Annotated in this window: 12 protein-coding genes; 7 read left to right on the forward strand and 5 right to left on the reverse strand. The window is 41.0% G+C overall.

Annotated elements, in window-relative coordinates:
• Positions 1-38 precede the first annotated feature (38 nt).
• Complete coding sequence (locus ACNQGS_RS15410; protein ID WP_491488090.1) at positions 39-368, forward strand: nitrous oxide-stimulated promoter family protein; 330 nt, start codon at positions 39-41, stop codon at positions 366-368.
• Positions 369-427: 59 nt separating this feature from the next.
• Here ACNQGS_RS15410 and ACNQGS_RS15415 read toward each other — a convergent pair whose 3' ends face one another.
• The 5 genes from ACNQGS_RS15415 to ACNQGS_RS15435 all read right to left on the reverse strand — a co-directional run bounded on the left by ACNQGS_RS15415 (position 428) and on the right by ACNQGS_RS15435 (position 5813).
• The gene (locus tag ACNQGS_RS15415; RefSeq protein ID WP_491488091.1) at positions 428-1843 is read right to left on the reverse strand and encodes a peptide MFS transporter; all 1416 of its coding nucleotides are present in this window, start codon (positions 1841-1843) and stop codon (positions 428-430) included.
• Positions 1844-2117: 274 nt separating this feature from the next.
• Positions 2118-3608, reverse strand: a complete 1491-nt coding sequence (locus ACNQGS_RS15420; RefSeq protein ID WP_491488092.1) for a peptide MFS transporter — start codon at positions 3606-3608, stop codon at positions 2118-2120.
• A 228-nt stretch (positions 3609-3836) separates the two neighbouring features.
• Positions 3837-4907, reverse strand: coding sequence for a GIY-YIG nuclease family protein (locus ACNQGS_RS15425; RefSeq protein ID WP_491488093.1), 1071 nt, complete (start codon positions 4905-4907; stop codon positions 3837-3839).
• Between the two features lie 122 nt (positions 4908-5029).
• Complete coding sequence (locus ACNQGS_RS15430) at positions 5030-5392, reverse strand: DoxX family protein (protein WP_423801275.1); 363 nt, start codon at positions 5390-5392, stop codon at positions 5030-5032.
• 118 nt (positions 5393-5510) lie between these two features.
• Positions 5511-5813 carry an EthD family reductase gene (locus tag ACNQGS_RS15435; protein ID WP_423801276.1) on the reverse strand — a complete coding sequence of 101 codons (303 nt, stop codon included), beginning with the start codon at positions 5811-5813 and terminating at the stop codon, positions 5511-5513.
• A 188-nt stretch (positions 5814-6001) separates the two neighbouring features.
• Between ACNQGS_RS15435 and ACNQGS_RS15440 the strand changes: the two genes are divergently transcribed.
• The 6 genes from ACNQGS_RS15440 (at position 6002) to nikC (ending at position 12850) form a co-directional block, all read left to right on the forward strand.
• On the forward strand, positions 6002-6769 hold the full coding sequence (locus ACNQGS_RS15440; protein ID WP_491488094.1) for a MerR family transcriptional regulator: 768 nt from the start codon (positions 6002-6004) through the stop codon (positions 6767-6769).
• 281 nt (positions 6770-7050) lie between these two features.
• Positions 7051-8064 carry an ABC transporter ATP-binding protein gene (locus ACNQGS_RS15445; RefSeq protein ID WP_491488095.1) on the forward strand — a complete coding sequence of 338 codons (1014 nt, stop codon included), beginning with the start codon at positions 7051-7053 and terminating at the stop codon, positions 8062-8064.
• Complete coding sequence (locus ACNQGS_RS15450; RefSeq protein WP_491488096.1) at positions 8045-9013, forward strand: ABC transporter ATP-binding protein; 969 nt, start codon at positions 8045-8047, stop codon at positions 9011-9013. The genes ACNQGS_RS15445 and ACNQGS_RS15450 overlap by 20 nt, the downstream gene beginning before the upstream one ends.
• Before the next feature lie 51 nt (positions 9014-9064).
• Positions 9065-10681, forward strand: coding sequence for an ABC transporter substrate-binding protein (locus ACNQGS_RS15455; protein ID WP_491488097.1), 1617 nt, complete (start codon positions 9065-9067; stop codon positions 10679-10681).
• 250 nt (positions 10682-10931) lie between these two features.
• Positions 10932-11939 carry an ABC transporter permease gene (locus ACNQGS_RS15460; RefSeq protein ID WP_491488098.1) on the forward strand — a complete coding sequence of 336 codons (1008 nt, stop codon included), beginning with the start codon at positions 10932-10934 and terminating at the stop codon, positions 11937-11939.
• 11 nt (positions 11940-11950) lie between these two features.
• On the forward strand, positions 11951-12850 hold the full coding sequence (nikC, locus tag ACNQGS_RS15465) for a nickel transporter permease (protein WP_491488099.1): 900 nt from the start codon (positions 11951-11953) through the stop codon (positions 12848-12850).
• Positions 12851-13064: the final 214 nt, after the last annotated feature.

Consider the following 13064-nt stretch of genomic DNA (forward strand, 5'->3'; position numbering starts at 1 on the left):
AAGTAAGAGATGTATTTAAAGGTAGGAGGTTTTTAAAAATGGGAGCGCGTTTAATAGAACCAAACACTGGTCCAGTTATCCAAAAGGAAAAAGAAATCGTCAAGCAAATGATTGAGATTTATTGCCGCCGCAAGCATAAACATCCCAATGGTTTGTGCAATGAATGTCAGGAGTTGAAAAACTACTGTATGTTAAGGCTCTCCTTCTGCCGTTTTGGTGAGGAGAAATCATCCTGCTCCCATTGTAAAGTTCACTGTTATAAACCTTCCTACCGACAAAAAATCAAAGCCGTCATGCATTACTCCGGCCCGTGGATGCTGTTGTATCACCCTATTTATGGAGTAAAACATTTGATTAATAAAAAATAAAAAAGAACGAAGGCTTTTATCAGAGCCTTCGTTCTTTTTTAATTAGCAGCTTTAAAAGATTATGCAGCTTGCTTTGCTTCCTTTGTTTCCTCTTCACCCAGCATTTTCACAAGCTTTTTGGAAAGTGTAAGGAGAATCAGACCAAGGATAATTACAGCGATACCGATGACAGAGAATACTTCAAAGTATCCCATTGTTTCAGTAAAGGCACCTAATTGGCCGGCAAGAAGGTTTGCCACAAAAGAGCTGGCCATCCAAACTGCCATTAATAAAGAGGCGAATTTCACAGGTGCATACTTACTTACAAAGGATAGTCCAACTGGCGATAAGAACAGCTCACCAATTGTATGGAGCAGATACGTGAAAACGATAAACAGGATGTTAGCTTTTGTTGTAATATGGTTATCATCACTGCCTGTTTGCATGATGGCAAATAATAAAACAATAAAGCCTGCTCCTAAAAGAATCATACCAAATGCCATCTTTGTTGGTACCGGTAAATCTCCCCGTTTGCTGTTTGAAAGTTTTACCCATAACATTGAAACAACAGGTGCTAAAAGTATGATAAATAACGGGTTAACAGATTGGAACCATGAGGTTGGAATCTCCCAACCAAAAAGGGTGCGGTCTACGAACTTATCTGTATAGATACTTAATGCGCCGCCAGCCTGTTCGAATCCAGCCCAGAAAAAGACGACAAAAGCAGCTAAAATGAAAATCACGATTGTTCTGTTTTTTTCTACCTTCGTCATTTTTTGAGTTTGTGTAGTGCCAGATTTTGAAGCCTGTGGTTTTCCAACTGGCTTTTTGCCAATTTCGCCTAAGAACCGGTTGCCTAAAGCATTAAATAGAATTTGACCTATAATCATTCCGATGGCAGATGCAAGGAATCCATATTTATATCCATATTCAATTACGCCATGTACATGTACCGCAAACCACTTATCAGTAATAAAACCAATGATTAATGGAGCGAAGAATGCACCTGTGTTAATGCCCATATAGAAAATCGTAAACGCAGCATCGCGGCGTTTGTCTTTAGCGTCATAAAGCTCACCAACAATAGTAGAGATATTCGGTTTGAAGAAGCCGTTACCAATAATTAATAATCCTAAACCAATATAAACGGCAGTGAAACTTTGATTAGAGAACAATACGATGTTACCAAGGGCCATTGTAATACCGCCAATCGTAACAGCAAACCTTTGGCCTAAAAACCTGTCAGATAAATAGCCGCCAATTAACGGTGTGAAATAAACTGCACCGGTAAAAAATCCGTATAACATTAAAGCGGTGCTTTCTTTCATACCCAATCCGCCGCTGACCAATGATTTAGTCAGATAAAGAACAAGAATAGCTCTCATGCCGTAATAACTAAAACGTTCCCACATTTCTGTCATAAATAAGAGGTATAGTCCAGGGGGGTGCTTCTTTGATTGCTTGGAATTCAGTTGACGATCCATTGTAGCATCCATATAATTTCCTCCGTTGATATATTATTATTTTAATATAATTATCTTAATTTAATAATAATTAAATCGTCAATAAAATATATGAAAAAAGCAAAATTAGAAAGATTGCCAATTAAGTATATAGTGCAATAAAAGTGATCGAACTAAGTGCTTATCGGTTTTCTATTTTGAAGATTGGAAATCTAATTACATGTTAACCAACAATTACTATTTTAATAAAGCATCGAAAAATAAAAAAAGGTATCTGCACCATTTTTAGGGCAGACACCTTTTTTTGTTATCGAATTCCCTTCATAAATCCCTGAATTTTAGGCGCGAGCATTAAGAGGATGAAACCTAATACTAGTGACGCCCCTCCAACCGTACCAAAGTAGACCATTTCTGTTTCAGGGGTGTAGAATTTTACGATTTGCGCGTTAATCGCTTGAGCAGCAGCACTTGATAAGAACCATAGGCTCATTGTCTGGGCTGTGAACGCAGCAGGCGCCAGCTTCGTTGTAGCTGACAATCCAACTGGTGATAGACACAATTCACCAAGCACGCATATTAAATAGCTGAGCACTAACCATAATGGGTTTACCAAAGAATCTGTACCGCCAAAGTAGGCAGGAAGCAAGATCACGATAAATGATAAACCGGAGAGTAATAATGCTAATGAAAACTTCTGTGGAATATTTGGTTCTCTTTTTCCAAGCTTCACCCAAAGCCATGCAAAAACTGGAGCTAAGGTGATAATGAATAATGGATTTAAGGATTGGAACCATGCAGGAGAAATATGAAATCCTGCAAAATCAAGCTGGGTACGCTTGTCCGCATAGTTTGCTAAAATCGTTGAACCTTGCTCTTGAATCGCCCAGAACATAACAGATGCGATAAATAATGGAATATAAGCGATTAAACGAGAGCGTTCCACTGATGTTGTTTTTTTGCTGCGGTACATGACGATAAAGTATAAAGTAGGAATTAAGATACCCAAAATACCAATTAGGTTAACAAAGGTTTCAAATGTTAAATACCCATTAGGAATAGCAATGGCGCAAATTACCGCAATGACGGCTACACCTAATCCAATAGTAGTAAAGACTTTTTTTCGATCAGCAGGTGACAGCGGGTTTGCAACTGTAGTACCAGCTAATCCAAGGTTTTTCTTCTTTGTTAAAACAAACATTACTAATCCTACGAACATACCAATAGCTGCGATACCAAATCCTAAATGGAAGCTGACACTCATGAGGGATCCAACGATTAATGGTGAAATGAAGGCTCCAAGGTTAATCCCCATATAGAATATACTGAAACCTGCATCACGGCGATTGTCGTTCTCTGCATACATATCACCAACCACGGTAGAAACGTTTGGTTTAAGCAGCCCTGTACCAAGAACAATCAATACCATCGAAACAAAGAATAAAGTAATATTTCCCGGAATGGCTAGCGCAATATGACCAAACATGATTAAAATACCGCCATAGAACACTGCTTTTGATGTACCGAAAATCCGGTCAGCCAGCCAGCCGCCAATGATTCCGGACATGTAAACTAACGATCCGTAAATGGACATGATAGACAATGCCAGGGTTTGGTCCATTCCAAGGCCGCCCTTAGAAACTTCATAGTACATATAGTATACAAGAATTGCTCTCATTCCATAATAAGAAAAGCGTTCCCAAAACTCTGTGAAAAACAGTGTGAATAAGCCTTTAGGGTGACCGAAAAAACCCTTCTGAGGTACACTGTCCACAATTTTCTGTTTATTTATGTTTGACATAAATCTACCTCCTTTTATTATTTTATAATACTTTTATAGTTTAGAATCGTCAAAAATTTAACTTTGGGATTATATTTACAATTCGGCTTAAAACCTTGACTTTATCGTGTTTTTAGGAATTTTTTCATATAAAAAGAAAGTTTTTTTAAAATAGTTATTATTTTCGAATAAATAATATTCTTACCCTTGTCAGGGAATTTATCCATAATAAAAAAGCCCTCGAGATTTCTAGGGCTTTGATAGCAATTTTAGAATTGTCTCATCCATGAGAGTGTGATCCTGCTTCGTAAGCCAAGCATCAGGAATTAGGACGTACCTGCTATTATTACCGGTTAAATAGTTATAAATAATTTGCGCTTCATCAAGGTCTTCTTTGTGGACAATAAGGGGAGTTTCATCCCTGGCACCTTTGAAAAAGGTCAAGATATTCGACTTTACCGTTGCATCGACATCCGTTCCCTCCAGCAAATACTTCTCAGAAAACAACACCCTGTTACCTTTGATTAAAAAGAGTTTAAAAGTGCCGTCATCCAAAAATTCAATCGTGACGATATTTTGATTGGCCTCCGCAAAATCAATGACATCCTCTTTATAATGAAGAAAACTGATTGCCTCCAAATACCCTTTATACTTTGCGGCCAGTTCAAAATCCAATTGCTCCGCAGCAGCAGCCATTTTTTCCTCCATTTCCGCAAATGGGCTTAAGTCATTTCCTTTGATCAAAGCAATAATGCGGTTTAAAATCTTATCATATTTTTCTCTCGAGACTTTCCCAATGCATAAACCGATGCAGAGACCAAGAGAATGATTCAAACAGGGAGAACCTCCTGAGGAACGGCTGCTGCAGCTAATAAAAAAAAATTCCTTGATCCCTTGGACCGCTTTTTCCACTGCAAATTTACTGATAAACGGTCCGAAATAAAGATTTTCGTCATTTTCAATGTAAACATTCGTTACTTCAAGTGAGGGATAACGCTCGCCCATTTTCACAACGATATAGGAATAGTTCTGCGGGTTTTTCATCTTCCAGTTGAAAAAAGGTTTGATTTCTTTGATTAACTGGCATTCCAGCAGAAAAGCTTCAAACTCTGTGTCGGTCAGGATATAGTCAAAATCCTTTAAGGTCGAAACAAGTTTTTGCGTTTTTTTGGAATGAGCCTTGGAATGCTGGAAATAGGAGCGAACGCGATTCTTCAGATTTTTGGCTTTTCCAACATAGATGATTTGGCCGGCAGAATCCTTCATCAGATAAACCCCGGGTGTAAGGGGGAGATTTTTTACCTTTTCTTTTAAATCCATGTCTATTTCCTTCCCGAACCATATTGTTTCTATAATTTTATCATAGGATATATATCGTGGATTCTGTCTAATATTTCCTATAAATAAAAAACCAGATTGCCTTAACAATCTGGTAAACCCTATCATGGATTTCGTTTGTATAAAGCGATTAATAGAACTAACATGACGATGTCTAAGCGGGCGTTGAAAGCGAATTGCAAAAGCCCTGTGTTAAGGGTAGGCAGCTTCGTTAATAAAATTGCGGCTATCATAATTGCGATTAAGGGGATGACGGCATTTTTTACAGCTTTACCCGCTAGGATTAAAGCCCCGCAGCCAATTTCTAGAAGGATGACAAGCTTCAACATGAGCTGAGGATATGGCAGGCCCAGGCTCAAAAAATAGTTGGCTAAATCAGTGTTAAGCAGTTTCATTAAACCCGAGATGATAAACACGTATGCGACCGAATACCGCAGTAAATTCATAGTTGAAAATGAAGTATGCATGTTTGTCCGCCTCCTTTGTAATACATATGCAATAATGGGGACAAACAATGACTATTGTTTCTCTGGAATGAAAAAACAGCAGGCACTGGTGCCTGCTGTTTGCTAATATCCCTATTAATTAATCCACGATTAAAACAACTGGGGGCTTATTCAGAAATTGCATCATGTTGGCCACGTCTGCAGTGACTTCACGGCCCTCAGGGGATGCTAATGACTGAGCTAGAATGGCTGGGTTTTCAAAATGAAGTTCTGCAAGAAGGTATTGGTTATCGCTCGTGTTTTGCTTTTGCAAAACGCGGTGAACCTCCGCACCTGTGATATTAGGCAGTTTTTCTGCTAAAGGAATATGAACATTGAAATAATAGTTTTCGAAACCTTCTTGATCCTTCGGTTGATCATAAATAACAACTAATTTAGCCATCTTTGCTTTCCCCTTTCAACCTCTAAAAATAGTACAATCACCCTCTCATTATAAAGGGAAAAAGAACCAATTATTATTAAAACTACTCGACAATTTGTGCAAAGAAATTTTTAAAAAATATAGGCATACTAGTGATTGACATTGACGTTGCGTTAAGGTGTATCGTTGTTGGTGAGGAGGTGAGAGGAATGGAATATACGGTGCAAAAGCTTGCGAGTTTGGCAGGGATTAGCACCCGGACGCTAAGGTATTATGATGAAATAGGGATTCTTAAGCCGGCACGAATCAATTCATCAGGCTACCGAATTTACGGGCAGGCAGAAGTGGATCGGCTTCAGCAAATTCTGTTTTACCGGGAGTTAGGTGTTAGTCTCGACCAAATCAAGGAGATTGTAACCGACCCTTCCTTCGATGGTGCCGCAGCACTCATGGAACATCGCCAAAAGCTCCTCGAAAAGCGGGAACAATTAGACTTGTTAATCGCGAATGTTGAAAAGACAATCGCAATGACAGAAGGGAGATTCAAGATGTCTAATAAAGAAAAATTCGAAGGCTTCAAGAAGAAAATGATAGATGAAAATGAGAAAAAATATGGTAAGGAAGTTCGCTCCAAGTATGGCGATGATGCGGTCAATCAATCGAATGCCAAGGTCATGAAGATGACCGAGGAGCAGTATCAAGAGGTCACCGCGTTAGGCGAGGAAATTAAAACCACCTTAGCGGAGGCTATGAAAACTGGCAATCCGGCAGGAGAGTTGGCACAGAAAGCAGCAGACCTCCACAAGCGCTGGCTCAGCTTTTACTGGAAGGAATACAGTAAAGAAGCCCATGCGGGATTGGCGCAAATGTACGTCGACGATGAAAGATTCAAAGCCTACTATGATAAAGACCAGCCGGGAACGGCCGAGTTTCTAAGAGATGCTATTCAAATCTATACTGGTATAAAAAATAACTAACCATTGAGGTCAGGCCAACACTGCGTAAGCTAAGAGAACGCAAGGGCCTGGCCTCTTTACGTTAACGGATTAAATTGCCCTTTTCTGCGTTTTTTGCCACTTTAACGCTTTAAAGTATTATCCCTATTTTTTCCTCATTTAAAAAATTTTCCCCTAAATGACATTTTTAGATAGCGCTTACAGGGTGATTTATGTCATAATAATTTTAAAATTTATTATATTATAATATTTCAGAACACTATTCATTTGAAAATAATAGTCTAGTCAGGCAGGTGTTTAGTATGGATCAAAATTCTATTCTTCGAATAAACGATTTAAAAGTATCCTTCCAATCCGGAAAAAAGCTCTTACCTGCAGTGGATGGGATTAGTTTTGAACTTAAGGAAGGCGAAGTCCTAGGAATTGTAGGGGAATCCGGCAGCGGTAAAAGTGTCACCTCCTTAGCAACGATGGGCTTAATTCCATCACCGCCAGGAAAAATTGAAAAGGGCGAAATTATTTTTAATGGAACTGATTTAACGAATTTAACAGAAAAAGAGTGGCGGAAAATCCGCGGCAACCAAATCTCGATGATTTTTCAGGAGCCGATGACGTCTTTAAACCCACTGTTTACCATCGGGAATCAGCTGATGGAAGCCATTCGTTTACATACGGACCTCTCTAAGGCAGAGGCAAGAGTCCGAAGCATTGAATTACTTAAGCTAGTTGGAATACCAAGAGCGGAAGGAATTTTAAAAGAGCATCCGCATCAATTATCAGGCGGCATGCGGCAGAGGGTGATGATTGCCATGGCGATGGCCTGCAACCCAAGAGTCCTGATTGCGGACGAGCCGACAACGGCACTTGACGTCACCATTCAGGCACAAATCCTTGCCTTAATGAAAGATTTAAATGAAAAAACGAAAACATCCATCATCCTTATTACTCATGATTTAGGCGTAGTCGCAGAAATATGTGAACGTGTCGTCGTCATGTATGCCGGACAAATCGTTGAGCAGGGCGATGTCAGAAGAATTTTAAAAGACCCGCAGCATCCCTACACCAAAGGATTATTGAAATCGGTCCCAGACTTGAGAGGAAAGAAAGAACGACTCTACAGCATTCCAGGAACGGTTCCGGTCCCAGGCACTGTTACCAATGGCTGCCGCTTCGCCGCCAGATGTGCTGAAGCGTTTGAACAATGCCATACCGATTCTCCACCATTATTTAAATCGGAAAAAGACGGACATGAAGTACGCTGTTTCCTACATACATTGAAAGAGGAGAGTGACAAACATGTCGGAGTTACTTCTTGAGGTTAATGGTTTAAAAAAGTACTTTCCAATCACCGGCGGACTTTTTGGAAAAAAACAAGGGGAAGTAAAGGCCGTTGATGATGTTTCTTTTTATGTAAAAAAAGGTGAAACTTTAGGCATCGTAGGCGAATCCGGCTGTGGCAAATCAACGACCGGCCGCTTACTTATGCGCTTAATTGAAGCTAGTGATGGAAAAATTGTTTTTGAAGATAAAGAGATTACAAGTATGTCGAAATCGGAATTAAGAAAGGTTCGCCGAGATATCCAGATGGTTTTCCAGGATCCCTATGCTTCATTAAACCCTCGGCATTCGGTAGAGCAAATTCTTGAAGAGCCTTTAATTGTGCAAGGAATTGGAACAAAAACGGAGCGCCAAAAACGTGTTAAGGAAATGCTTGAGGTTGTAGGCTTGAGTAGCTATCATGCGAAACGCTATCCGCATCAATTCAGCGGCGGGCAGCGCCAGCGGATTGGCATCGCCAGAGCATTGATGACAAAGCCAAAGCTGATTATTGCCGACGAACCGGTATCCGCACTCGATGTTTCGATTCAAGCACAGGTCCTGAACCTGATGAAGGACATCCAAAAAGAGTTCCAGTTAACCTATATATTTATCGCTCATGACCTAGGTGTGGTTCGCCATATCAGCGACCGCGTTGGCGTGATGTATTTAGGAAGATTGATAGAGTTAGCTGATAGTGAGGAACTCTATGAAAATCCAAAGCATCCCTATACGAAAGCACTGCTGTCCGCAGTCCCGATTCCGGACCCGGATGTCAAAAAGAAGACTATTTTAATAGAAGGTGAACTGCCAAGCCCGGCAAATCCGCCATCAGGCTGTGCTTTCCACACAAGATGCGGGGAGTGCATGGATATTTGTAAAACTACTAGACCAACAGAACACAATCTTAATGGTCATTTTGTTGCCTGTCATTTGTATAACAAGTAATAGGCGGCATTTATGATAAATAAAAAAGCTTTAGGGGGTAAAAAAACGCTTATGAGCAAAAAGTCAATTAAATTGCTGTTGATTTCCTTATTGGCCCTCAGCATGTTCTTGGCAGGCTGCGGCGGTGAAACGACCAAAGAAACAGGCGGCAAGAAAGAGCCTGCTACTAGCGGCGGTTCAGCAAAGGATACGCTAGTCTATGGCCGTGGCGGTGACTCCACATCCTTAGACCCAATCACTACAACTGAAGGGGAAGCCTTCAAAGTGACTGAGAATATTTTTGAAACACTTTTGCAGTATGGTGACCAAGATACGACTCTACATCCTGGTCTTGCTAAAGAATGGAAGGTTTCCGATGATGGATTAACTTATACATTCAAGCTGCAAGAAGGCGTTAAATTCCACGATGGAACTGACTTCAATGCAGACGCTGTTGTCTTCAACTTTGACCGCTGGATGAACGGGAACGAAGATAAATTCCCATACTACACAATGTTTGGCGGCTATAAAGCTGACGAAGGGCACGTCATTAAAGAAGTGAAAGCAGTTGACGAGCACACAGTACAATTTGTTTTAAAAAGACCACAAGCTCCATTCTTAAAGAACCTGGCTATGTCTCCATTCGGTATCGCCAGCCCAACGGCTGTGAAAAAATATGGCGACGACTTTAGAAAAAATCCGGTTGGAACAGGTCCATTCAAATTCGTAGAGTGGAAGCAAAACGATACGATTACACTTGAAAAGAATCCTGACTACTGGCAAAAAGGTCTTCCTAAGTTAAACAAAGTAGTCTTCCGTGTTATTCCGGAAAACACTGCACGTCTAAACGCTCTTGCTAATGGCGAAATCGATGTTATGGATGGCTTGAACAATTCTGACGAAGCAACAGTTAAAGGAAATGACAAGCTTCAAGTAATTGAGCGTCCATCTATGAACGTTGGTTACCTTGGCTTAACAACTACTCGTAAGCCATTTGATAACAAGCTTGTCCGTCAAGCAATCAACCATGCTGTTAATAAGAAGGATATTATCAAAGCATTCTACGGCGGAAAGGCTCTTGCAGCGAAGAACCCTATGCCTCCTTCCATTGAAGGCTATAACGATAGCATCAAGGATTATGATTACGATTTAGAAAAAGCAAAAGCATTATTGAAAGAAGCAGGCTATGAGAAAGGCTTTGAAATCGACCTATGGGCAATGCCTGTAGCACGTCCTTATATGCCTGAAGCACAAAAAGTGGCAGAGGTTATCCAAGCAGACTTAGCGAAAATCAATGTTAAAGCGAAGATTCAATCTGTTGACTGGGCTACTTACCTAGATAAGGCCGCTAAGGGTGAGTTTGACATGTTCATGCTCGGCTGGACTGGTGACAATGGTGACCCTGATAACTTCTTATACACATTGCTTGATAAAGACAGCATCGGCAGTAACAACTACTCTCAATACAGCAATGACGAGCTTCATGATGTATTGATTGCAGCGCAGACCGAAACAGAACAAGCTAAGCGTAACGAGCTTTACAAGAAAGCACAGGAAATCATTCATGATGACGCACCGTGGGTACCGCTTGTTCACTCAACACCGCTGTTAGCAGCAGCTAAAGATGTAGCAGACTATCTGCCGCACCCAACTGGTTCTGAAGCTCTGACAAAAGTGTACTTTAAATAATCCATCTTGAATGGGGGAGGGAGTTTTTTTCCTCCCCTTTTATCAACAAAAGGTACAGTTTGCCGTATTTAAGGGATCGAAAAAGGTGTAAAACTACACTCTATTAGCGAATTTTTGAGCTCTATTAGCGGATTTCAACGTTCTATTAGCGAATTAATGCATTTTATTAGCGAATTTGGAGGTTCTATTAGCGAATTAACGAAACAGCAATCTTTTAGAAAAGAACTTTTGAAAAAAAGAGGTGAAACAAATGTTTACTTACACCGTTCGCCGAATTCTTTCCTTAATCCCTGTTTTATTCGGGATGACGCTTGTAGTGTTTGCGATTATCCATGCAATTCCAGGGAATCCCGCCCAGGTCATCCTTGGACAAAGGGCTACCGCCGAAGCGATTGCAACGTTAACAAGGGAATTAGGGTTGGACAGGCCTTGGTACATACAATATTTCGATTATATTGGCCAGCTTTTTCAAGGGGATTTAGGTACCTCTTTGAGAACTAGAGGACCAATCAACGTGGAGATTTGGCCTTATCTAGCGGCAACATTTGAATTGACTCTGGTTGCGATGATTATCGCTGTCGTTGTCGGTGTCAATGCAGGGATCATCAGTGCCTGGTTCTCTAAATCATGGTTTGATTATGTGGCGATGGTTCTTGCCCTAGTCGGTGTTTCAATGCCAATTTTCTGGCTCGGTCTGATGGAGCAATGGGCTTTTTCTATTGAGTTAGGGTGGCTGCCTACTACTGGCAGGGAGAATGTCAGAGATCCCATCACAGCAATTACGAATCTTTATTTAATCGATACCTTGCTGCAGGGGAGATTCGATCAATTTTGGACTGTTGTTCAGCATCTAATTCTGCCGAGTTTAGCGCTGGCAACCATTCCAATGGCAATCATTGCCCGGATGACGCGGGCCACGATGCTAGAGGTCATGCGCTCGGATTACGTCCGTACAGCACGTGCGAAAGGCTTAAGGATGTTCTGGGTAGTTTACAAACATTCTTTAAAAAATGCGATTATACCTGTTTTAACGGTGATCGGTCTGCAAACAGGGCTTCTCTTAGGAGGAGCAATTCTAACAGAAACAATCTTTGGCTGGCCGGGAATCGGACGATACCTATATGACGCAATTGCGTATCGAGATTATCCAGTTATCCAGTCAGGCATTTTGCTTATCGCCGCCATTTTCGTATTAATTAACTTGATTGTGGATTTACTGTATGTCTTTGTTGATCCACGGATTAAATATAATAAGTAGGAGGGAGTAATGTGGCTGAACTTGCTAAAAATACAGCAGATATCCCGGTGGTACCTGCTGAAGAAAAGCTGACACCTCCATGGAAGGAAGCACTGCAATCTTTCTATAAAAATAAACTGGCCGTTGTTGGCTTGGGTATCGTGCTATTTTTTATTGTTATTGCGTTTATTGCTCCTTGGGTGGCACCATACGGGTTCAAAGAACAAGTTTTGGCCGACCGGATGCAGGCACCGTCAAGTAAGCATTGGTTTGGCACGGATGACTTTGGCCGGGACATCTTTTCAAGGATTTTATATGGTGCGCGAATTTCTTTATGGGTTGGATTCTTTTCCGTATTAGGATCTGTAGTAGTTGGAACGCTACTTGGAATCGTTGCCGGTTATTACGGCCGCTGGGTGGATGCCATCATTTCAAGGGTTTTTGATGTTATGCTGGCGTTTCCTAGTATTCTATTAGCGATTGCAGTAGTATCTATTTTGGGACCGTCTTTACGAAATGCTCTTATCGCGATTGCGGTAATCAACATCCCAAACTTTGGCCGACTAGTTCGTTCGAGGGTGTTGAGCGTAAAGCAGGAAGAATATATTATGGCTGCCAGGGCCATCGGGATGAGGGATTCCCGGATTCTGTTGAGGCATATTTTGCCGAACAGTATTTCCCCGGTTATTGTCCAAGCGACATTGGCGATTGCAACTGCGATTATTGAAGCGGCTGCTCTTGGTTTCCTAGGGCTAGGCGCCCAACCGCCAGAGCCTGAATGGGGGAAAATGCTCGCCGATTCTAAGAACTATATTACCCAAGCGCCGTGGACCTTGTTCTTCCCAGGTATGGCGATTATGCTGACTGTATTAGGTTTTAACCTGATGGGGGACGGGTTACGAGATGTGCTTGATCCGAAGATGAAACAATAACGTGAGAGACTCCTAGAGGGGTCTCTTTTCTGTTGGGGTGCTAGTTTATGAGTTTGCAGAATATTTAAGTTTCTTGTGGTGTTTTGGTAAAATATCTTTCATAATAGGATGAAAGGCTAAGACGAGTAATTCGATTTGAAATATCCTTCATAGAGACGATGAAGGACAAAATCGGGATAGAACGAGCTGAAAATGTCCTTCATAAGTATAGACT

The organism is Neobacillus sp. PVCKKU3, from assembly GCF_058323225.1.